General features: G+C 65.3%; 20 protein-coding genes. 7 read left to right on the forward strand and 13 right to left on the reverse strand.

From position 1 onward, the window contains the following. Positions 1-309 precede the first annotated feature (309 nt). Together FNA46_RS06035 and FNA46_RS06040 are read left to right on the forward strand one after the other, a co-directional pair. Positions 310-2,895: an aminotransferase class III-fold pyridoxal phosphate-dependent enzyme gene (locus FNA46_RS06035; protein ID WP_185969746.1), complete on the forward strand. Its 2,586-nt coding sequence runs from the start codon at positions 310-312 to the stop codon at positions 2,893-2,895. A gap of 404 nt (positions 2,896-3,299) precedes the next feature. Beyond that, entirely contained in the window at positions 3,300-3,530 is a 231-nt protein-coding gene (locus tag FNA46_RS06040; protein ID WP_143124218.1) for a hypothetical protein, read from the forward strand. Between the two features lie 77 nt (positions 3,531-3,607). Here the strand turns inward: FNA46_RS06040 and FNA46_RS06045 are convergent, their stop codons facing one another. Next, on the reverse strand, positions 3,608-3,844 hold the full coding sequence (locus FNA46_RS06045; RefSeq protein WP_143124219.1) for an Lrp/AsnC ligand binding domain-containing protein: 237 nt from the start codon (positions 3,842-3,844) through the stop codon (positions 3,608-3,610). Positions 3,845-3,920: 76 nt separating this feature from the next. Continuing rightward, positions 3,921-4,823, reverse strand: coding sequence for a LysR family transcriptional regulator (locus FNA46_RS06050; RefSeq protein ID WP_143124220.1), 903 nt, complete (start codon positions 4,821-4,823; stop codon positions 3,921-3,923). 108 nt (positions 4,824-4,931) lie between these two features. On the opposite strand from FNA46_RS06050, the gene FNA46_RS06055 reads away from it, so the two are divergent. The 3 genes from FNA46_RS06055 to FNA46_RS06065 all read left to right on the forward strand — a co-directional run bounded on the left by FNA46_RS06055 (position 4,932) and on the right by FNA46_RS06065 (position 8,920). Continuing rightward, on the forward strand, positions 4,932-6,215 hold the full coding sequence (locus FNA46_RS06055; protein ID WP_143124221.1) for an NAD(P)/FAD-dependent oxidoreductase: 1,284 nt from the start codon (positions 4,932-4,934) through the stop codon (positions 6,213-6,215). A gap of 59 nt (positions 6,216-6,274) precedes the next feature. Further along, a complete protein-coding gene (gene amaB, locus FNA46_RS06060) occupies positions 6,275-7,816 on the forward strand; it encodes an L-piperidine-6-carboxylate dehydrogenase (RefSeq protein WP_143124222.1) in 1,542 nt (513 codons plus the stop codon). 108 nt (positions 7,817-7,924) lie between these two features. Next, positions 7,925-8,920: a P1 family peptidase gene (locus FNA46_RS06065; RefSeq protein WP_143124223.1), complete on the forward strand. Its 996-nt coding sequence runs from the start codon at positions 7,925-7,927 to the stop codon at positions 8,918-8,920. A gap of 32 nt (positions 8,921-8,952) precedes the next feature. Here FNA46_RS06065 and arsK read toward each other — a convergent pair whose 3' ends face one another. From arsK to FNA46_RS06095, 6 genes are all read right to left on the reverse strand, one after another. After that, positions 8,953-10,158 carry an arsenite efflux MFS transporter ArsK gene (gene arsK / locus FNA46_RS06070; protein WP_143124224.1) on the reverse strand — a complete coding sequence of 402 codons (1,206 nt, stop codon included), beginning with the start codon at positions 10,156-10,158 and terminating at the stop codon, positions 8,953-8,955. After that, a complete protein-coding gene (arsH, locus tag FNA46_RS06075; RefSeq protein ID WP_143124225.1) occupies positions 10,155-10,904 on the reverse strand; it encodes an arsenical resistance protein ArsH in 750 nt (249 codons plus the stop codon). The genes arsK and arsH overlap by 4 nt, the downstream gene beginning before the upstream one ends. Further along, complete coding sequence (gene arsC, locus FNA46_RS06080) at positions 10,879-11,301, reverse strand: arsenate reductase (glutaredoxin) (RefSeq protein WP_143124226.1); 423 nt, start codon at positions 11,299-11,301, stop codon at positions 10,879-10,881. Before arsC ends, arsH begins: the two co-directional genes overlap by 26 nt. Positions 11,302-11,304: 3 nt before the next feature. Then, positions 11,305-12,363 (reverse strand): ACR3 family arsenite efflux transporter, encoded by a 1,059-nt coding sequence (gene arsB, locus FNA46_RS06085; RefSeq protein WP_143124227.1) that lies wholly within the window; start codon positions 12,361-12,363, stop codon positions 11,305-11,307. A gap of 2 nt (positions 12,364-12,365) precedes the next feature. Further along, positions 12,366-12,713 carry an ArsR/SmtB family transcription factor gene (locus FNA46_RS06090; protein WP_143124228.1) on the reverse strand — a complete coding sequence of 116 codons (348 nt, stop codon included), beginning with the start codon at positions 12,711-12,713 and terminating at the stop codon, positions 12,366-12,368. 99 nt (positions 12,714-12,812) lie between these two features. After that, the gene (locus FNA46_RS06095; RefSeq protein ID WP_143124229.1) at positions 12,813-13,397 is read right to left on the reverse strand and encodes a PAS and helix-turn-helix domain-containing protein; all 585 of its coding nucleotides are present in this window, start codon (positions 13,395-13,397) and stop codon (positions 12,813-12,815) included. Positions 13,398-13,475: 78 nt separating this feature from the next. Here FNA46_RS06095 and FNA46_RS06100 point away from each other — a divergent pair, with 78 nt between their 5' ends. Both FNA46_RS06100 and FNA46_RS06105 read left to right on the forward strand, forming a co-directional pair. Beyond that, positions 13,476-14,198: a CoA transferase subunit A gene (locus tag FNA46_RS06100; RefSeq protein WP_143124230.1), complete on the forward strand. Its 723-nt coding sequence runs from the start codon at positions 13,476-13,478 to the stop codon at positions 14,196-14,198. Beyond that, positions 14,198-14,842: a 3-oxoacid CoA-transferase subunit B gene (locus tag FNA46_RS06105; RefSeq protein ID WP_143124231.1), complete on the forward strand. Its 645-nt coding sequence runs from the start codon at positions 14,198-14,200 to the stop codon at positions 14,840-14,842. The genes FNA46_RS06100 and FNA46_RS06105 overlap by 1 nt, the downstream gene beginning before the upstream one ends. Positions 14,843-14,938: 96 nt before the next feature. Here the strand turns inward: FNA46_RS06105 and FNA46_RS06110 are convergent, their stop codons facing one another. The 5 genes from FNA46_RS06110 to FNA46_RS06130 are packed head-to-tail and all read right to left on the reverse strand — an operon-like array spanning position 14,939 to position 20,188. After that, on the reverse strand, positions 14,939-16,324 hold the full coding sequence (locus FNA46_RS06110; protein ID WP_143124232.1) for an FGGY-family carbohydrate kinase: 1,386 nt from the start codon (positions 16,322-16,324) through the stop codon (positions 14,939-14,941). Further along, positions 16,321-16,641 carry an L-rhamnose mutarotase gene (gene rhaM, locus FNA46_RS06115; RefSeq protein WP_143124233.1) on the reverse strand — a complete coding sequence of 107 codons (321 nt, stop codon included), beginning with the start codon at positions 16,639-16,641 and terminating at the stop codon, positions 16,321-16,323. Before rhaM ends, FNA46_RS06110 begins: the two co-directional genes overlap by 4 nt. After that, positions 16,638-17,660 (reverse strand): ABC transporter permease, encoded by a 1,023-nt coding sequence (locus FNA46_RS06120; RefSeq protein ID WP_143124234.1) that lies wholly within the window; start codon positions 17,658-17,660, stop codon positions 16,638-16,640. The genes rhaM and FNA46_RS06120 overlap by 4 nt, the downstream gene beginning before the upstream one ends. Then, positions 17,657-18,646 (reverse strand): ABC transporter permease, encoded by a 990-nt coding sequence (locus tag FNA46_RS06125; protein ID WP_143124235.1) that lies wholly within the window; start codon positions 18,644-18,646, stop codon positions 17,657-17,659. Before FNA46_RS06125 ends, FNA46_RS06120 begins: the two co-directional genes overlap by 4 nt. Before the next feature lie 9 nt (positions 18,647-18,655). Then, complete coding sequence (locus tag FNA46_RS06130; protein WP_143124236.1) at positions 18,656-20,188, reverse strand: sugar ABC transporter ATP-binding protein; 1,533 nt, start codon at positions 20,186-20,188, stop codon at positions 18,656-18,658. Positions 20,189-20,225 lie beyond the last annotated feature (37 nt).

Raw genomic sequence — 20,225 nt, forward strand, 5'->3', positions numbered from 1 at the left:
TGCCGGCATGCGCATGAAGGGCTGCATGCAGTTCTCCCGGATGTCTGGATCCGCCCGGCACCGCAGCAGCAGCCGGACGGCCCGATCTCCATCTCTGCCATCATCCCGTCGGACAAGACAGCTACCGACACATAGCGCAGTTTTGCCTGCGGTGGGGAGGAAGACGAGCGCCGTCGATCACAAAGCGGCGAGCACGCCTGCCGAAGGAGGCGGCGCACGCCCCTCGCCCGGACTCTCTTCTGTCTGGAGGCTATGGACGAACCCGCTGATCGCGCTAATCTTCCTGCCATGATGGCGGGGGAGATGCGCATGGCCGACAGTCAGCCTGGGCAGCAGGACGAGATGCATGAACAGCACGGCCAAGTAGACGCAGGCGGGACCTTGCAGGACAGCCCGCCCGCCCCGGAACTGGAGGCGCTGCTCTGGCAGGCGTTCGGGATCTCCGGCACGCTGACCACGCTTCCGGATGCGCCCGGCGCCTTCGCCGTGATCGACACCGAGCACAGCTACCGGCTGGACATCACCGGCGATACCACCCTGTGCGAGACGCTGGTGCGGCAGGCCGGCATCCTGGAGGCGCTGGAGGCAACGGGCAGCCAGACGCTTCTGCAGGTGCCGCATCCCGTGCGCAGCCGCAGCGAACGGCTTCTGGTGCCCCTTTCAGAACAGGACGGGGAGGCTGGCCCCTGGGTGCGCGTGCTTGCCCTGCCGGACGCCGACCGCAGCAGCGGTCCGCTTCCCGTATCGTCCGCGACCGCCGCCCGGCTTGGCCGTTTCGTCGCCGAACTTACACGCCAGCTGGCAGTGATCGAGGAAGCCGGACCCGCGAGCGGCGAGGCGTCCGCGACCGCACCGCTTGCCTCACCGCTCGACCTGCGGCAGGCGGGGCCTCTGGTCGTCAAGCTGCTGCGCTCCGTCGGCGATCCGCAGGTGCGCAATCCCGTCGCGAAATGCATGGTGACGGCACTGCGCCAGATCCAGCCGCTCGGCGCCGATCTTCGCCGGCAACTGGTGCATCATGCGCCGACCAGGGCCGAACTGGTGATCGCAGATGGAGACGGGCAGGGCTGGGAGCCCATCGGTTTCCGCACGGCCGGCGCGCTGGGCGAGGGCTGGATCATCGCACCCCTCGCCGCCCTTCTGGCAGACCTGATGTCGGGAGCCGGTGCCGATCCCTTCGCAGGGTTGCCGGCGCTTTCCGCCTTTCATGCCGCGCTACCGCTGACGGAGGCGGAACTGAAGGCGCTGTGGCCTCTCACCCTGATCCGCATCGCCTTCCTGCGCGCCGAGGCCGAACAGCAGGCCGTGGCGGCGCCGGAGGATGCGGCAGGGCTTGAGGCGCGCGAGACGGCGCGCCGTCTGTTCCGCGCCGCAAGTGACGTTCACCCCGCTTTCATGGAGGTAGCGATCCTGGATGCCGTCGGCTGGCCGCAGGAGCCCGTGGCAGCGCTCGAGCCGCTTTTGCCGCAGATCGATGTCGGTGCCATCCGGCTGGCGGATCTGTCCGTGGCAAGTCCGCTGTTTGCCGAGGGCAATTGGGAGGACCCGGAAATCGACTGGCGGCTTCTGGCGCGCGTGGCCTTCGACAGTCGCATGGGCGCGACACGTTTTGGCGAATACCGCCTGTCGCGGGGCGGGGCGCCCGGCGAGGTGGAGGCAGAAAATCTCGCGCTCCATGTGGATCTCTGCGTGCCGGCCGGAACGGTGGTGGCAGCCCCGATGGGAGGCGTGCTGCATCTCGGCGACAACCGCATCGTCCTTGCCGGCAAGGGGGTCAGCCTGCAACTGGAGGGGCTGGACTGCCCGCTGAACGAAGCCACCGCTCTGTTTGCCGGGGATCCGATCGGTGTCGTGGCCGGCGCGGAGGGTGCCGTCGGCGGGCTGCGGATCCGTCTGAGCCGCGTATCGGACCTGATGCCGCCCCTGTTTGCCCCGCACCGGCTCGCGCCGGTCTGGCGGCGGCTGGCGCTGTCGCCCTCGCTGGTGCTGGGACGCGATGTCGATGCGCCGGAGGTTGCAGCTGCACCGCTGGCGCGCGGCTGGCGCGACACCGTGTTCGACAGCCATGGCCGCGCCTTCATCGATCTGTCCGGGGCGGCGGGCCTGGTCGGCCACGGCCATCCCGACATGGCCGAAGCCGCCTACCGGCAATGGCTGACGCTGGCAGGCGTGCAGGGCACCGGTGCGGATGCCGATTTTCGCCGGGCACTGCTCTCGCTGCTGCCGGACGGGCTGGCGACCATCGTGGCGCTGACCGACGAGGACCAGGCCATGGTGATCGCGCTTGACCTGGCTGAACGGCTGGCATCCGATCCGGCTACCCCCCTGTCGATCGCCGATGAGCGCCGCACCGGCTTTGGCCGTCTCGGCAGCCGTTTATGGGGTTTCGAGACGGAGGAGGTCCTGCCCGATATCGTCGTCACAGGGTCGCCGGTGCCGGGCGCTCCGCTTGCGGCCGTCGTTCTGCAGGCGCGCCACGCGGGCGATGCCGCTGACCCCGATCTCGACGCGGCCGATGCCGTTACCTGCCGCATCGGCTGCGCAGTGCTGGCAAGCTTTGAGCAGCCGGATATAAACGAGGCAACCCGCGAGGTCGCCGATTTTCTGGAAGCGGCGGTGAGGGCCCTCTGCGAGGCCGTGCCGCATCTCCTCAGCTTCGAGGGCGGCGGACTGGCGCTCGAACTCGTTCTTGGCCCCGAAGCGCCCTCCGCTTTCGAGCTCGCACGGCATCTGGCGCAGCATGGAATTCTCGCGGCCCGACCGCAGACCCCCGACCGCCTGTCGCTGACGGCACCGCTCTGCCTGTCCCGCGCCAGCGCCGATCGGCTCGTAACGGCGCTTGGTGCCCTGTTTGCAGCACCGCGCCGGGAGCCGGAAACCAGCGCAGAAACCTGATCATGCCTTGCATTTGGCAGCGGAAAGATACGCACCCTTATTTAAGCCCCCTCAAAAATAGGGGTATTATTGCGAACAAGATTTCACAAAGGCGCCCCACTCCTGTCATCAAACAGAAAAAAATTCTAGCTATATCGGTTTGCTATTGAAGTTGTGGAAAGACTCACATATTGTGCGACCTCATAGACGACCGGCACTCGGCCGTCCGGAAGCGCGCAACACCAACAAGGAGAGTGACATGCCGAACCTGATCCGCACTGCCGCCCTTCCCTGGCGTGCGCATGATGTGAAATGCATGGGAACTGTCTCCGCCCCATGCTGTCGAATGTGACGCTTCACCTTCCAGGGTTCTGAACAGTCAAATTCGAATTGCTGTCGTGCACAGCCACACTAGGAGTATGACCATGCAAAAGCAGGTTATCGAATATGGCGGCGAGCCTGTGGGCATCGTCGTTCCCGATCAGGGGCGGCTGAGGTTCATCGCCGTAAAGTTCCACGTCATTGATCTCGACGAGCAGCGTTTTGCTTCGGCAGACGAGGTGCGCCTTGCCATTCGCAACCATGTACGGGCCCAGACGATCGGCGAGAACGCCGTCAATGATCGCGCCGCCACGCTGCGTGCGGCCGTCGCCTGATCCCTCGCCCCATCCCGAAGATCACAGCCGCCCCGCCACTTGGCACGGGCGGCTTCTTTCTGTCTGGACCCGCCTTCTCAGAAGGCGGTGAAGGTGAGCGTCGTCAGCGAGCGCTCGATACCGGCGATGGAGGCGATCTTTTCGTTGACGAACTTGCCGATCTCCTCGCCCTCCGGCAGGTAGATCTTCAAAAGCAGGTCCCAGTCGCCGCTGGTGGAATAAAGCTCCGAGACAAGCTCCGTCTTGTAGATGGCATCGGCAACCTCGTAGGTCTTGCCCGGTGCGCAGCGCAGCTGGACGAAAATCGGCTTCATGGCATCTTCCCGCATTGGGGCCGCGAGACAGCGGCCGCACTGATGATGGCCTCGACTATTGGCCGAAGCGGCGTCGTCACGCAACCCGCCCGGACGCGATCTCCTGCAGCAGCCAGTCGCGGAAGGCGGCAAGCGGCGGATAGGAGGCGCGCTCCGGCGGGCAGGCAAGAAAATAGTCGCCGCTGACGATCTCGCCGTTGTCGACCGCCGGCACCAGCTGGCCGGCCCCCACTTCGCGCGCGATCAGGAAGCGCGGCAGAAGCGCCACGCCAAGCCCGGCGGATGCCGCCTCCACCATCGTCGAGAACTGGTCGAACAGCATGCCGTGCAGGGCATCGAAGGCAACGGCGCGGGCGCTGAACCAGCCTTCCCAGGCATCCGGCCGGGTGTTGAGGTGCAGGAGCGGCGCGGCGAGCAGATCCGCAGGCGTCTTGATGGCCAGATCCGCGATCAGTGTCGGGCTGCCGACCGGCACCGTCTCCTCCTGCATCAGGAAGGTCAGCGCCGCACCCGGCCAGCGCGCCGTACCGAAATGGATCGCCGCATCCAGCGTGTCGAACCGGAATTCGAAGGGTTCAAGCCGGGTGATGAGGTTCACCGTGATGCCGGGATGCGCCCTGTGAAAGCGCGGCAGGCGCGGTGCAAGCCACCGGTTGCCGAAGAAGGGCAGGATGGCAAGGTTCAGCGTGCCGCCGGCCGGATTGGCGCGCAAATTGAGCGAAGCCGAGGAAATGCGCCGCAGCGCCTCGCGCACCTCGCGGGCATAGGTATCGCCGGCCAGTGTCAGCCGGATCGTCTGGCGCTCGCGCAGGAACAGCACCACACCGAGCTGCTTTTCCAGCGCCGCGATCTGCCGGCTCACCGCGCTTTGCGTGAGGCCGAGTTCCTGCGCGGCGGCGGTGACGCTGCCGGTGCGCGCCGCCGCCTCGAAGGCCGACAGAAGCGAGAGCGAAGGCAGGAAGCGACGCGGCGGCAGCATGGCGGGATCATTCCTTCCAAGAATGAACTGTTGAGAAGAATTCGCTATCCGCCGTTTCGCGCCGCCTGTAAAGTTTTCACCATCTCTCCCGCATCCGGATATCGTGCCATGTTCAACGATCCCCGCTCCCACGGTCTCTGGGAAAAGACGGCACCGCCCGCGCCAGTCACCGCGCCGCTTGCAGGTGACGCTTCCTGCGAGGTCGTCATCGTCGGTGGCGGCTATACGGGCCTGTCGGCGGCGCTGCATCTGGCGGAAGCCGGGCGTTCGGTGATCCTGCTGGAGGCGAAGGCGATCGGCTTCGGCGGTGCCGGCCGCAATGTCGGCCTGATCAATGCCGGTATGTGGGTGATGCCCGACGACCTGCCGGGAGAACTCGGCGCGGTGCATGGCGAGCGCCTACTGACCCTGCTCGGCAATGGCCCGCAGGTGGTGATGGGCCTGATCGACAGACACGGCATCGAGTGCGAGCTGACGCGCACCGGCACGCTGCATTGCGCGGTCGGTGACAAGGGGTTTTCCGAGATCGAGGAACGCGCCCGCCAGTGGCAAAAGCGCGGCGCAGATGTCGAGGTTCTCGGCGCAACCGAAACCGAACGGCGGATCGGCACGCGCGCCTATCGCGGCGCCCTGCTCGACCGGCGCGCCGGAACCTTGCAGCCACTGGCCTATGCCCGCGGCCTGGCGCAAGCGGCGGTGAAGGCGGGCGCGATCCTTTATACCGGCACGCCGGCCCTTGCCTGGCAGGAACGCCAGGGCCGCCACGTGATTTCCACCGGCGGCGGCAGCGTGACGGCCGACTGGGTGATCGTCGCGACCGATGCCTATTCCACCGGCCCCTTCGAGACGGTACGCCGCGAGCAGGTCTACCTGCCCTATTTCAACCTCGCCACCACGCCGCTTTCCGACAATCTCAAGCGCTCCATCCTGCCGGAGCGCGAAGGCTGCTGGGACACCAAGGAGATCCTCTCTTCCTTCCGCATGGATGCGAAGGGCAGGCTGGTGTTCGGCTCCGTGGGTGCGCTACGCGGCACAGGCGCGGCGATCCACAAGAGCTGGGCCCGCCGGGCGCTGAAGAAGATCTTCCCGCAACTGGGCGATATCGAGTTCGAGGCCGAATGGTACGGCCAGATCGGCATGACCGATAATGCGCTGCCGCGCTTCCACCGCTTTGCCCGTCGCGTCATCGGCTTTTCCGGCTATAACGGACGCGGTATTGCGCCGGGAACCGTGTTCGGCAAGGTGCTGGCCGCGCATGTGACGGGCGAAATGGCGGAGGCCGACCTGCCGCTGCCGCTGACCCTGCCGGAAGAGCCAGCATTCCGCCCGCTGAAGGAAGCCTATTACGAAGCGGGCGCGCAGATCGCCCATCTGGCTGGCGACCGGTTCTGACGCCCCGCCCGACGAAGCCACCGGACAACGCCCACACGAGAAAGACGAGAGAGATCCTCATGACGCTTGCCACCCTGAATCTTGCCGCGGAAGCGGATGCCCTTCTCTCCCGCCTCGGCGTGGATGCCGCTGCCGTCCAGGGCGGCACGCTGTCCGTCCGCTCGCCGATCACCGGCACGGAAATCGGCAAGGTTGCCGAACTCTCCGCCGAAGCCACGGCGGCTGCCATCGATGCGGCGCATCAGGCCTTTCTCGCCTGGCGCAACGTTCCCGCCCCGAAGCGTGGCGAACTGATCCGCCTGCTTGGCGAGGAGTTGCGGGCCGCCAAGGCCGATCTCGGCCGTCTCGTTTCCATCGAGGTCGGCAAGATCACCTCCGAGGGCCTCGGCGAGGTCCAGGAAATGATCGACATCTGCGATTTCGCCGTCGGCCTCTCCCGCCAGCTCTACGGTCTGACGATCGCCACCGAACGTGCCGACCACCGGATGATGGAAACCTGGCATCCGCTCGGCGTCGTCGGCATCATCTCCGCCTTCAACTTTCCGGTTGCCGTCTGGTCGTGGAATGCGGCACTCGCACTCGTCTGCGGTAATGCCACCGTCTGGAAGCCGTCGGAAAAGACGCCGCTGACAGCGCTCGCCACCCAGGCGATCTTCGAAAAGGCCGTGAAGCGCTACGTCGCCGAGGGCGGTACGGCGCCGGACAACCTTTCGACGCTGATCATCGGCGGCCGCGAGATCGGCGAAGTCCTGGTCGATCACCCGAAGGTGCCGCTGGTCTCGGCCACCGGTTCGACCGCCATGGGCCGCGCCGTCGGACCGCGGCTGGCGAAGCGCTTTGCCCGCGCCATTCTCGAACTCGGCGGCAACAATGCGGCGATCGTCACGCCGACCGCCGATCTCGATCTGACGCTGCGCGGCGTCGCCTTTGCGGCCATGGGCACGGCCGGCCAGCGCTGCACCACGCTGCGCCGCCTCTTCGTACATGACAGCGTCTATGACAGCCTCGTGCCGCGCCTCCAGAAGGCCTACCAGTCCGTCACCATCGGCAATCCGATGGTGGACGGCAATCTGGTGGGACCGCTGATCGACAAGGCGTCGTTCGAGCGCATGCAGGCGGCGCTGGAGGCGGCAAAGGCAGAAGGCGGTTCGGTGACCGGCGGCGAGCGCGTGCTCTCGGATGCGGCGGCGGATGCCTATTATGTCCGCCCGGCGATCGTTGAAATGCCCTCGCAATGCGGGCCGGTGGTAGACGAAACCTTTGCGCCGATCCTCTACGTGATGCGCTACTCCGATTTCGACGCGGTGCTGGACCTGCACAACGGCGTGCCGCAGGGCCTCTCCTCCTCGATCTTCACCAATGACATGCGGGAAGCCGAAACCTTCATCTCCGCCCGCGGCTCCGATTGCGGTATCGCCAACGTCAATATCGGTCCCTCCGGCGCCGAGATCGGCGGAGCGTTCGGCGGCGAAAAGGAAACCGGCGGCGGCCGCGAATCCGGCTCGGACAGCTGGAAGGCCTACATGCGCCGCGCGACCAACACCCTGAATTACGGCCGCACGCTGCCGCTCGCCCAGGGCGTGAAGTTCGATATCGGGTGAGGGAACACTCGGGCGGCGCCTCCGGGGTGTCGCCCTTCCGATTCGGGACAAGTCCATCGTGTCACGATAGTCTCATCCCCGAATCGCCATCGCCCAGGGACCACGCCCATGACCCATCGCCTGAACCTTCTGACCGATATCGACGGTGTCAGCGTCGGCCATGCGACGGATCTGGCGCTGGGCTCCGGTGTCACCGTGGTGGTGTTCGATGAGCCGGCCATCGCCTCCGGCAGCGTTCTGGGGGGCGCGCCGGGCGGGCGGGATACGGCCCTTCTCGATCCGGCGATGACGGTGGAAAAGGTCGATGCGCTGGTGCTGTCCGGCGGCTCGGCCTTCGGGCTTGATGCGGCGGGCGGGGTGCAGGCGGGGCTGCGCGAGATCGGACGTGGCTTGCAGGTGGGTTCGACACGGGTGCCGATCGTGCCGCAGGCGATCCTGATGGATCTCCTGAACGGCGGCAACAAGGACTGGGGCCTGCATTCGCCCTATCGCGACATGGGGTACGAAGCGTTCAAGGCGGCTGCCAGAGGCAAATTTTCGCTCGGAACCGTCGGCGCCGGCACGGGCGCGACCACGGCCACCGCGAAGGGCGGCCTCGGCTCGGCAAGCGCCGTCTCGTCAAAAGGCCATCGGGTGGCAGCGCTGGTGGCGGTCAATGCGCTGGGCGCGGCCACGGTGGGCGATGGCCCGAATTTCTGGGCGGCCCCCTTCGAGGTAGAAGGCGAATTCGGCGGCCTTGGTTTACCTCAGCAATTCACCGCCAGCGATACATCGCTTCGATTGAAAGGCGTGAACCTGAAGGCGACGACCATCGGGCTGGTGGTGACGGATGCCGTCCTCACCAAGGCGCAGGCCCATCGCCTCTCCATCATGGCGCAGGACGGGCTGGCGCGCGCGGTTCTTCCCGCCCATCTGCCGGCCGATGGCGATACGGTCTTTGCCGCGGCGACCGGAAGGATCGCCCTCGATGAACCGTTCGATTTCATGGAACTCTGCCATCTGGCCACACTGACCTTTGCCCGCGCCACGGCGCGCGGGGTGTATGAGGCGACGGCCCTTCCCGTCGCCGGCGCGCAAGCCGCCTGGCGCGACCGGCACGGCTGACCGGCGGCGGACCGAGCAGCGTCCATGCCGTCTCAGGCCGGCTGGAGCGCTAGACGTCCGAGCCGCGCCAGCGCCGCGAAAAAGGCAAGCGCCACAAGGCCAAGACCGATCAGGGACCAGAGCACCATGTCAGGACCGCTACGTTCCATGACAACGGCCAGACCGAAGGGAGAGATCGCGGAGGCAGCCAACCGCACCAACGTGATCTGCCCCTGGCGGGCGCCGTAGCCCTCGCTGCCGAACAGGGTGAGGGGCAGGGTGCCGAAAATGATGCTGGAGAGCCCTGAGCCGAAGCCGAAGATGACGGCGAATACCATGGCACCCGGCACGAAGGGATGGGTCAATGTCAGCACCAGGATGCCAAGCGGCGCGAAGACCGCTGTCAGCACGGCAAGCTGCAGCGCACCGAGGTTCTTGCCGAAGATCATGTTGGTGAAGCGGCTCAGCACTTGCGCCGGCCCGAACAGGGTGGCGACGAGAACCGCCGTCGTACCAAGCCCGAGCCCCGTCAGCACCGGCACCATGTGAAACAGAAGGGCTGCATTGACGAAGGAGAGCAGCCCCATGCCGATGAGCATCAACCGGAATCCCTGCGGGCGGGACGCGTAGGGCAGAAGCCCGAGGACGGCCTGCCCGCCGTCGGATACGGTCTCCGGTGCACGGCGTCCGCCGCGGCCATAAAGGCTGAGCCAGGCATGAAGCGGCAGGCAGAGGACGAGGTTGAGGCCCGCAAACACGAGATAGACCTGCTGCCAGGAGAGATGCGTGTGCAGAAACGTGGTGATTGGCCAGAAGATGGTGGAGGCGAAACCGGCAATCAGCGTGAGATAGGTGATGCTGCGCTTGGCCTCGCGCGGGCGGATTTCCACCAGAAGCGCAAAGGCGGCACCATACTGGACGAGATTGGAGGAGAGTTCGGTCAGCAGGAGACCGGCCATGAAGACGCCGCGATGAGGCGCGGTGGCTGAGATGACCAGCGACAGCGCCGCTGCCAGCGAGCCGAAGGCCATGACGCGGCCAGCCCCGAAACGGTCCATCAGCCGGCCGGCGAAGGGTGCCACCAGCCCCGACAGGAACAGCGAGGCGGAAAGGAGACCGAACACCCAGTCGATGCTCCAGCCGAAATCCCGCGCCATGTCGGGCGCGAGGATGCTGAAGCTGTAATAGAGGGTGCCGTAACCGATGATCTGGGTCAGCCCCAGCGAGAGGATGGCGGCGACCGGCGGACGGGATGTCATAGGGATTTCAGCTGCGTGCGGGCTTCGAGTTTATCAGCCGTTTCCTTGCGCTCGCTGTACCGGTCGGTCAAGTAGGCCGAGGCATCGCGCGTCAGAAGTGTGAACTTCACCAGTTCCTCGCAGACATCCACCACCCGCTCGTAATAGGAGGAGGGCTTCATGCGGCCGTTCTCATCGAACTCCTGAAAGGCCTTGGCGACGGAGGACTGGTTCGGAATGGTGATCATCCGCATCCAGCGGCCGAGCACACGCATCTGGTTGACGGCGTTGAAGGATTGCGAGCCACCGGAGACCTGCATGACGGCCAGCGTCTTGCCCTGGGTGGGGCGGATCGCGCCGACGGACAGCGGAATCCAGTCGATCTGCGCTTTCATGATGCCGGTCATGGCGCCATGGCGTTCGGGGCTCACCCAGACCTGCCCCTCGGACCACTGCGACAAGTCGCGGAGTTCCTGCACCTTCGGATGGCTGACCGGTTCGGCATCGGGAAGCGGCAGGCCCTTCGGATCGAAGAAACGTACCTCGCAGCCAAGTTCGGTCAGAAGCCGCCCGGCCTCCTCTGCCAGGAGTCGGCTATAGGAGATCGTTCGGAGCGACCCGTAGAGGATCAAGATGCGCGGCTTATGTACGGATATGGCCGGCCTCAGCGCGGCGAGATCGATCGGCCGCAGGTGACGGGCATCGAGTGCTGGCAGATCGGCACCCGCCTCAAGGGGGGTATCAGCCAAGGCGCTTGCCCTCCGCATCCAGAACCTGCTCGCCATCCTCCTTGACGAAGGGACCCGTGAACGTCTCCGGCAGGATCTCCAGCACCCGTTCGGACGGGCGCGACAGCCGTGTGCCGAGCGGGGTCACCACGAAGGGGCGGTTGATCAGGATCGGGTGTTCGAGCATGGCGTCGAGCAGTTGCTCATCCGTCAGAGCCGGATTGTCGAGACCGAGTTCGGCAAAGGGCGTGCCCTTTTCACGGATGGCCTCGCGCACGGACAGTCCGGCATCGGCAATCATCGTCTTCAGGGTGTCGCGCGAGGGCGGGGTCTGCAGATATTCGATCACGGAGGGTTCGATGCCCGCATGGCGGATCAGCGCCAGCGTGTTGCGCGAGGTGCCGCAGGCGGGATTGTGGTAGATGGTGACGTTCATGGGTCAGGCTTTCGTTTCGGTTGCGGCGGCACGCACGGAGGCGCCGGTTTCGTACCAGGTCTTGCTGCGGTTCACGATCCAGACGACGGAGAGCATGACGGGCACTTCGATCAGCACGCCGACAACAGTGGCAAGCGCTGCCCCCGACTGGAAACCGAACAGGCTGATGGCAGCCGCCACCGCAAGCTCGAAGAAGTTGGACGCCCCGATGAGGGCCGAGGGACCGGCCACACAATGGGCCTCGCCGGTGGCGCGGTTCAGCAGATAGGCGAGGCCGGAATTGAAGTAGACCTGGATCAGGATCGGCACGGCAAGCAGCGCGATCACCATGGGCTGCGCGATGATCTGCTCGCCCTGGAACCCGAAGAGCAGAACGAGCGTGGTCAGCAGCGCCACCAGCGAGGCGGGCTGCAGGATCTTCAGGAGATCCTCGAGCGCCCGCTCGCCGCCGGAAGCCAGCAACTGGCGGCGGATCAGCTGTGCGGCAATGACCGGCAGCACGATGTAGAGCACGACCGAGAGGATCAGCGTATCCCACGGCACCGTGATGGCCGACAGGCCGAGCAGCAGGCCGACGATCGGCGCAAAGGCCACCACCATGATCGCATCATTGAGCGCCACTTGAGAAAGCGTGAAATGCGGCTCGCCCTTCGTCAGGTTCGACCAGACGAAGACCATGGCCGTGCAGGGGGCGGCGGCGAGAATGATGAGGCCGGCGATATAGCTGTCGATCTGGTCCGCCGGCAGCAGCGGGCGGAACAACCAGCCGATGAACAGCCAGCCGAGCAGGGCCATGGAAAACGGCTTGATCGCCCAGTTGATGAAGAGCGTGATGCCGATACCGCGCCAGTGGCGGCTGACCTGCCCGAGCGCCGCGAAATCGATCTTGATGAGCATCGGAATGATCATCAGCCAGATCAGCACGGCAACCGGCAGGTTGACCTTGGCAACCTCCAGCGCTGCGATGGCGTGGAAGACGCCGGGCAGTGCATAGCCCAGCGACACGCCGACGAGGATGCACAGGAAGACCCAAACCGTGAGGTACCGTTCGAATGTGGACATGATCACGCCTCCGCGGGAGAGGGGCAGCACCCCGCATCCGCTGTCGCGGGCAGACAGATTTCGGGGCGGCCGGCGCAGCAATCCTCCATCAGAAAGCGAATGAGGCCGGCCAGATGATCATAGGCGGCGGCGTAGATGATCGAGCGGGATTCGCGGGTGGCCGTCACCAGCCCGACGCGCTCCAGCTCCTTCAGATGAAAGGAGACGTTCGAGGCGGACACGCCGGCCGCCTCCGCCACCGCACCGGCGGCCATGCCCTGCGGCCCGGCCACCACCAGCATGCGCACGATCTTCAGCCGCGTTTCCTGCGACAGCGCGCCGAACATGCCGACAGCCTGCTTCTCGTCCATTATTTGATATTCCTATGATTATTGAAATGAAGCTAGCGCAAGGATCCGTCGCTGGCAATCCCCCTCGGCATGTTTCATCGACGGGGAAATTCAGCCGGCTCAGGACTGCTGCACGAACCAGGACATCAGCTGCGCGCTGTTCATCGAGCCGGTGATCTTCATCAGCCGGGCCCGATGCGATTCCACCGTGCGGCGGGACAGCTTCAGTTCGGCGGCAATCTCGCCATTGGTCTTGCCCTGCGAGACAAGCGTCAGGATCTGGTACTGCCGTCCCGTCAGCGACAGCTGGTGCGCATTGACCGGCCGGTTCAGCCGCTGGAAACAGTAGAGGGCGTGGGCGAAAGGGTCGTCGTCCTGAAAGCTGCGCCCGCTGACCTGGCACCAGAAGCGCTGGCCGGTGAGCGTCATCATGATGCGCTCGTCGTAGTAGCTGCGGCTGCCCGGCAGGTGCTCGCGCCACATCTTGCCGGTGCGGATGAAATCGGAAATCTTCGGATAGAGGATGGCAAAGCTCTGGCCGACCAGATCCGGCTGCCGGTAGCCGAACAGTTCGGCAAAGGGCGCATTGCAATCGCGGATGATGCGATGGGTGGCATACACCATCGGCACCGGCAGTTCGTGCAGGGAAAATCGCGGACTTGTGTCCTTGCGCGCGGTTTCGGTGATGGGGCGATCCTCAGCCATGCCGTATAAATACTGCTAACGGCTGGTCCATCTCAAGACTTAGATTTCAGGGAACATGCGCTTAGGAGGAGCAACTTCATGCGAAAGGTGTACGACGATGCGTCCTCAGCCCTGGCCGGGCTGCTGAAGGACGACATGACCATCATGGCCGGCGGCTTCGGCCTGTGCGGCATTCCCGAAACGCTGATCGAGGCGGTGCGTCTCTCCGGCGTCAAGGGCCTGACGGTGATCTCCAACAATGCCGGCATCGATGGCCTCGGCCTCGGCCGCCTGCTGGAGACGCGGCAGATCCGCAAGATGATCTCGTCCTATGTCGGCGAGAACGCAACCTTCGCCAAGCAGTACCTGTCCGGCGAACTGGAGATCGAGTTCAACCCGCAGGGCACGCTTGCCGAGCGCATCCGCGCCGGCGGTGCGGGCATTCCCGCCTTCTTCACCAAGACCGGCGTCGGCACCCAGGTGGCGGAGGGCAAGGAACTGCGCCAGTTCGGCGACGACACCTATGTGATGGAGCATTCGCTGTTTGCCGATCTCGCGCTGGTGCATGCCTATCGCGGCGATACCGAAGGCAATCTCGTGTTCCGCAAGACGGCGCGCAACTTCAATCCGATGATGGCGACCGCCGCCCATGTGACGGTGGTGGAGGTGGAAAAGCTGGTGGAGCCGGGCACGATCGATCCCGACCACATCCACACGCCCGGCATCTTCGTCTCGCGCATCATCGAGGTGGCCGACACCGTCAAGCGTATCGAGCAGCGCACCGTGCGGCCGCGCACGGCTGCCGTGGAAGGAGCACACTGATGGCCTGGACACGCGAACAGATGGCCGCCCGCGCGGCCCGCGAACTGCAGGACGGTTTCTACGTCAATCTCGGCATCGGCATTCCGACGCTGGTGGCCAATTATATTCCCGACGGCATGCATGTGACGCTGCAGAGCGAGAACGGCATGCTGGGCATGGGTCCCTTCCCCTTCGAGGGCGAGGAGGATGCCGACCTGATCAATGCCGGCAAGCAGACGATCACCCAGCTTCCCGGCAGCAGCTTCTTTTCCAGCGCCGAAAGCTTCGCGATGATTCGCGGCGGCCATGTGGACCTGTCCATCCTCGGCGCCATGCAGGTGGCCCAGAATGGCGATCTCGCCAACTGGATGATTCCCGGCAAGATGGTGAAGGGCATGGGCGGCGCCATGGATCTCGTCGCCGGCGTCAAGCGCGTGGTGGTGGTGATGGAGCATGAAGCGCGCGGCGAGCCGAAGCTTCTGACACGCTGCACCCTGCCGCTGACCGGCCAGCGCGTGGCCGACCTGCTGATCACCGATCTCGGCGTCTTCACCCTTGCCCGGCGCGGCGAGGAAAGCCTGGTTCTGGTGGAGCTCGCCCCGGACGTCACCGTGGACGAGATCCACGCCAAGACGCAGGCCAGCTTTTCCGTCGCGCTCGGCTGAAGCGCCCCTGCTTGCCTCGTCAGCGCGGCCGATCAAAAGCCGCGCGGACGGCATTCGACCGATGATCTGCCCCAAGGAGCCAGACGATCGAAAGTCTCAGGTGAGACGGGCGCGCCAGGTGCTGCGATAGGCTTCCAGCCCCTCGACGGCAAGGGGCCGAACGGGGTCTGCGGGCTCCTGCGCCGGCCGCGTGCCGGCCAGAAGGGCTGCGCCATGCGCCGTTCCGGTAGAGCCTGACAGAGCCAGCACCGGGCGGTCCCCGCGCGCGACAAGAAGGGCCGAAAGCGTTGCGAGATAGGCCGGGTTGGCGGCAAAGGGACCCTCGACCAGCGCCGGACCGTCGGCGCCGATCAGATCGAGGCAGGCCTCGGTCATGAGCGCGAGATAGAGGGTTGCCGCCGCCCAGCGCAGGCGCGTGTCACAGCCTTCGGCATTCAGCCATGTCCGTGCACGCCCCGGAAAGGGACCGGACCCCTCCGCCACGTTCGGCAGCAGCATCACACCGTCACGAACCGCCTCCGCGAGCGCGGGCCTCATCTCGTCAGCCGGATAAGGACCGAGTTCGGCCGCCAGCATCTCGAATTCGCGGCCGCCCATGAAGCGGGAAGAGGGCACGGCGCGGCCATAGGCATCGACATTGGCAAGCGTATCGCGGGCAGGATCGAGGTGCTGCAGATCGCCGCCGACCCCGAAACTGATGACCCAGGTGCCGGTGGAGACGACCGCGAAAGGGGCGTCGCGGCCGACCAGATGCGGCAGCAGCGAGGCATTGGAATCGTGGATGCCGCAATAGACCGGCACCGGGCGTGCGAGCCCGAGTTCAGCCGCAAGTGCCGGAAGAACCGGCCCCAGCGCATCGAAGGCAGAACGCACCGGCGCCATCTTCTCGCGGATGCCGAGCCGGTCGAGCAGCGAGGAGAAGGTGCCCGTTGCCGGCTGCCACAGATCCGTGTGGCAGCCGAGCGAGGTCACCTCGTTGGCGGCAATGCCGGTCAGCCGGAACGCCCAGTATTGCGGATAGGTGAGGATGGTGCGGACGCGCGCAAAGGCATCCGCAAACACCGTCTTCTGATAATGGATCTGCGCCCCGAGATTGAGGCCGCCGGAAAGCGCCGGCGAGAAGGTTTCCGCAAAGGGCGGCCGGAGCGATGCGTAAGCCGCGCGGATCTCGGCGGAATAGGTGTGCTCGTAGTCCAGCACCGGCAGGGCCAGCCCGCCCTCCGCATCGAGAAGAACGCCGGAGGCGCCATGCGTGGTGATCGAGATCGCATCGAAGCCGGTCTCGGCATAAAGGGCCGCAAGCGCCTCGCGGAAGAAGGCCCAGAGCGCCTCGATATCGTAGTGCGGGTAAAGCGGGCCGGACAGCACGCGGTTCGGCCGGCGGCGCACGGAGAGTTCCGCGCCGGTCGCGCAATCGAGCACCAGCACCTTGGCATTGGTCTTGCCGATATCGAGAACGGCGATGCGGCTGATCGTGCTCATGGCAGGTGGAAGACCGGAACGAGATCGACGGCAACCGGCGAATTGTCCGGATTGGTCGCCATGATGTCGGCCATGTGCGCCCACCAGCGCTTCATCACCGGATGATCCGGCAGGCTTGCCATGCCGTGATCGGCCGGGCGCGTGAGAAGACCGAACAGGATGTTCGTCTCGCGGTCGAGATGGATCGAATAGTCGCTGACGCCGGCCTCATGCAGCAGACTGACCAATTCCGGCCAGATCTCGTCATGGCGCTTGCGGTATTCGTCTTCCATGCCGGGGTTGAGCTTCATCTTGAAGGCGTAGCGTTCGAGCGTCATGATCTGGAAGCCTGCTTGATGCGGCGCGCCACGATGGGCAGCGCGATGGTGACGATAAGAAGGAGACCGACGAAGATCGACATCACGATGCCGGGCACGTTGAGGAGACCCAGCCCGAAGGTGACGAGGCCCATGACGAAGGCGGCGATCACCACGCCAGCGATCGTGCCGGCGCCGCCCAGGATCGAAACGCCACCGAGAACCACCATGGTGACGACCTCCAGCTCCCAGCCTTGCGCGATGGAGGGGCGCGTCGAGCCGAGGCGCGAGGTGAGGCAGACGGCCGCGATGCCGCTCATCAAGCCGGTCAGCAGAAACAGGATGAACTTCACCCGCTCCACCGGCACGCCGGAAAAGCGCGCGGCGAACTCGTTGTTGCCGATGACGAAGACCTGACGGCCGAAATTGGTGGCATGCAGCAGAACGGCAAACACGGCGGCGGTGAGCAGGAAAAGGCCGAACTCGAAGGAAAACACCCAGACCAGATAACCCTGCCCGAAATAGGCAAAGCCGTCCGGGTAACCGCCATAGGCCTTGTCGCCCAGCACGATGTAGGAAATGCCGCGGAACAGGCTCATGGTGCCGATGGTGACGACAATGGAGGGCAGTTTCAGCACGGAGACAAGCATGCCGTTGAAGGCGCCGCAAGCCAGGCCTGTGCCGATGCCGATCAGAACCAGTCCCGGCGTGCCGACACCGATCTGCGCCGCCGCCCCCATGGCTGTCGAGGCGAGCGCGATGATCGCGGCGACCGACAGGTCGATTTCGCCGGCGATGATCAAGAGCGCCATGGCAAAGGCGATCATCGCCTTTTCGGTGAAATTGAAGGTGGCATCCGACAGGTTCCACGCATCGAGGAAATAGGGCGAGGCGAGCGAATTGGCGATGAAGATCACCACGGCGACGCCGAACAGCAGCACTTCCCAGCTGGCGAGCACGCGGCTGACGGGGGTGCCGAGACGGTCGGGAATGGCGCGGCGCGGCGCGGCCGGCTCGTGGGTGGAATGGGTCTGGCTCATGCGGTCACCTCGGCACTGGCGCGGTCGCGCAGGATGATGCGGCCCTTCTTCGCCTCGGCACGGGCATTGAAGACGACGGCGAGAATGATGACGATGCCGGAGATCGCCATCTGGGCGAAGGGCGAGATGCCGATCACCGGCAACGCATTCTTGATGACGCCGAGGAACAGCGAGCCGAGCAGGGCGCCGGCGACGGAACCGATGCCGCCGGCAATCGAGATGCCGCCGATCACACAGGCCGCGACGCTATCGAGTTCGAAGCCGTTGGCGATATCAACATAGGCCACCGCATAGCGCGACACCCAGAGATAGCTGCAAAGCCCCGCCATGGCGCCCGATAGCACGAAGGCGAAGAAGCGCGTGCGGCCGATATCGATGCCGGCATAGACGGCGGCGACGGGATTGCCGCCGGAGGCATAGGCCGAGCGGCCGAAGGGCGTGCGCGTCAGCAGGAAGCCCATGCCGATGACGACGAGGATCGCGACCCAGGAGAGCACGGGCAGGCCGAGCAGCACGGTGCGCGGCACGTTGAGGAAGGTCGGCGTCATCTGATGCGCATTCACCCAGCTGCCGCCCGACAGCACGAAGGCCATGCCGCGATAGATGGTGAGCGTGCCAAGCGTGACGACGATCGGCGGGATCTGCAGCACCCAGACGAGAAAGCCGTTGATCGATCCGAGAAAGGCGCCGATGCCGAGCGCCATGACGATCAGCGCGACGAGCGGCAGATCGGGAAAGGCCGCATTGGTCATGGCGACCGCCATGCCGGTGAAGGCAAGGTTGGCAGCGACCGAAAGATCGATCGATTTCGTCAGGATCACCGTCATCTGGGCGAGCGCCAGCATGATCAGGATCGAGGTGTCATTGAAGATGTTGGCAAGATTGCCCGGTTCGGCAAAGCCTTCCGCGCGGGTGGCAAACCCCGCGATCATCAGGATGATGATGCCGGAGAGAAGCAGTTCGCGGCTTTTCAGCAGTTTCGTCATGAAGCGCACTCACGCATTGCCGGTGGCGGCGCGCACCAGCGTTTCCGCCGTGGCCTCCGACCGGTCGTAAAGGCCTGCCATCAGCCCCTCGCGCATCACCATGATCCGGTCCGACATGCCGAGGATTTCCGGCAGTTCGGACGAGACCATGATGATGGACAGGCCCTGGGAGGCAAGTTCGGAAATGAAGCCGTGCACGGCGGCCTTCGAGCCGATGTCGATGCCCTTGGTCGGCTCGTCGAGGATGATCACCTTCGGCTGGGTGGCGAGCCACTTGCCGATCACCACCTTCTGCTGGTTGCCGCCGGAGAGCGTGCCGACCGGCACCGAGAGTGCGGCGGCGCGCAGATCGAGCCGCTCCGCATATTGCCGGGCAAGCTTCAGCTCGTTGGCCGCCTTCAGGAAGCCGGAGCGCGAGGTTTTCGTCAGCGAAGGCAGGGACATGTTCTGGTAGATCGGCATGGGAAGGGCAAGCCCGTGCCGGCCGCGCTCTTCCGGCACATAGACGAGGCCGGCGGCAATTGCATCGCGCGCCGAACGGATCTCGACGGGCGCGCCATTCAGCGTGAGCCGGCCGGACGAGGGGCGGGTGATGCCGAACAGCGACTGGCAAAGCTCGGAGCGTCCGGCCCCGATCAGACCGTAGATGCCGAGGATCTCGCCGCGCTTCAGCGCAAAGGAGATGTCGCGGAATTCGGTCGGGTGGCTGTAGCCCTCGACCGAGAGCACTGTCTCGCCGATTTCCACGCGGGTCTTCGGGAAGACCTCATGCACGTCGCGGCCGACCATCATGCGCACGATCTCTGCCTGCGGCGTGTCCTTCAGGCGACCGTGGCCGATGGCCTTGCCATCGCGGAAGACGGCGAAATTCTCGGCAATCTCATAGAGTTCATCGAATTTGTGGCTGATGAACAGGATGGCCTTGCCCTGCCGCTTCAGGCCTTCGACGATGCGGAAGAGATCGTCGATCTCCTTGCGCGACAGCGCGGCCGTCGGCTCGTCCATGATGACGATGCGGGCTTCGACGGAGAGTGCGCGGGCGATCGCCACCAGATGGCGTTGCGCGATCGAGAGATCCTTCAGCCGGATCGTCGGATCGATCTCGCTCTCCAGCTGGCGCAGCAGTTCGCGCGAACGGGTATTGATGGTGCGCCAGTCGATGGTGCCGAACCGGGTGCGCGGCGCATGGCCGAGGAAGACGTTTTCGCCGACACTCAGTTCGTCGAACAGCACGGTTTCCTGATGGATCGCCGTGACACCCGCATCGATGGCGGCCTGGGCGCTCGAAAACTGCACCGGCTGCCCGTCGAGCAGGATCTCGCCCTCGCTCGGCCGGTAGATCCCGGTCAGGATCTTGACGAGCGTCGACTTGCCGGCACCGTTTTCGCCGATCAGCGCCGTGACCTCGCCCGGATAGAGGCTGATCGACACACGGTCGAGCGCCTTCACGCCCGGAAAGATCTGGCTGATGCCGCGCATTTCCAGAACGGGCGCCTGATCGGCCAGCGGCTTGGTGATGGTCATCGGTGCGACAGCATTCATTGTTGATTTCACCCAAAGACCCCTCCCCAACCCCTCC

The organism is Affinirhizobium straminoryzae, assembly GCF_007004135.1.
Classification (GTDB): Bacteria; Pseudomonadota; Alphaproteobacteria; order Rhizobiales; family Rhizobiaceae; genus Neorhizobium; species Neorhizobium straminoryzae.

Coding starts and splice junctions, on each gene's coding strand:
- arsC (WP_143124226.1), bottom strand. CDS start 11,301: ATGAACGTCACCATCTACCACAATCCCGCCTGCGGCACCTCGCGCAAC.
- FNA46_RS06040 (WP_143124218.1), top strand. CDS start 3,300: ATGCAAAAGCAGGTTATCGAATATGGCGGCGAGCCTGTGGGCATCGTC.
- FNA46_RS06100 (WP_143124230.1), top strand. CDS start 13,476: ATGCGAAAGGTGTACGACGATGCGTCCTCAGCCCTGGCCGGGCTGCTG.
- FNA46_RS06065 (WP_143124223.1), top strand. CDS start 7,925: ATGACCCATCGCCTGAACCTTCTGACCGATATCGACGGTGTCAGCGTC.
- FNA46_RS06050 (WP_143124220.1), bottom strand. CDS start 4,823: ATGCTGCCGCCGCGTCGCTTCCTGCCTTCGCTCTCGCTTCTGTCGGCC.
- arsB (WP_143124227.1), bottom strand. CDS start 12,363: ATGTCCACATTCGAACGGTACCTCACGGTTTGGGTCTTCCTGTGCATC.
- arsH (WP_143124225.1), bottom strand. CDS start 10,904: ATGCGGAGGGCAAGCGCCTTGGCTGATACCCCCCTTGAGGCGGGTGCC.
- FNA46_RS06110 (WP_143124232.1), bottom strand. CDS start 16,324: ATGAGCACGATCAGCCGCATCGCCGTTCTCGATATCGGCAAGACCAAT.
- FNA46_RS06105 (WP_143124231.1), top strand. CDS start 14,198: ATGGCCTGGACACGCGAACAGATGGCCGCCCGCGCGGCCCGCGAACTG.
- rhaM (WP_143124233.1), bottom strand. CDS start 16,641: ATGACGCTCGAACGCTACGCCTTCAAGATGAAGCTCAACCCCGGCATG.
- FNA46_RS06095 (WP_143124229.1), bottom strand. CDS start 13,397: ATGGCTGAGGATCGCCCCATCACCGAAACCGCGCGCAAGGACACAAGT.
- FNA46_RS06055 (WP_143124221.1), top strand. CDS start 4,932: ATGTTCAACGATCCCCGCTCCCACGGTCTCTGGGAAAAGACGGCACCG.
- arsK (WP_143124224.1), bottom strand. CDS start 10,158: ATGACATCCCGTCCGCCGGTCGCCGCCATCCTCTCGCTGGGGCTGACC.
- FNA46_RS06090 (WP_143124228.1), bottom strand. CDS start 12,713: ATGGACGAGAAGCAGGCTGTCGGCATGTTCGGCGCGCTGTCGCAGGAA.
- amaB (WP_143124222.1), top strand. CDS start 6,275: ATGACGCTTGCCACCCTGAATCTTGCCGCGGAAGCGGATGCCCTTCTC.
- FNA46_RS06035 (WP_185969746.1), top strand. CDS start 310: ATGGCCGACAGTCAGCCTGGGCAGCAGGACGAGATGCATGAACAGCAC.
- FNA46_RS06130 (WP_143124236.1), bottom strand. CDS start 20,188: ATGAATGCTGTCGCACCGATGACCATCACCAAGCCGCTGGCCGATCAG.
- FNA46_RS06120 (WP_143124234.1), bottom strand. CDS start 17,660: ATGAGCCAGACCCATTCCACCCACGAGCCGGCCGCGCCGCGCCGCGCC.
- FNA46_RS06045 (WP_143124219.1), bottom strand. CDS start 3,844: ATGAAGCCGATTTTCGTCCAGCTGCGCTGCGCACCGGGCAAGACCTAC.
- FNA46_RS06125 (WP_143124235.1), bottom strand. CDS start 18,646: ATGACGAAACTGCTGAAAAGCCGCGAACTGCTTCTCTCCGGCATCATC.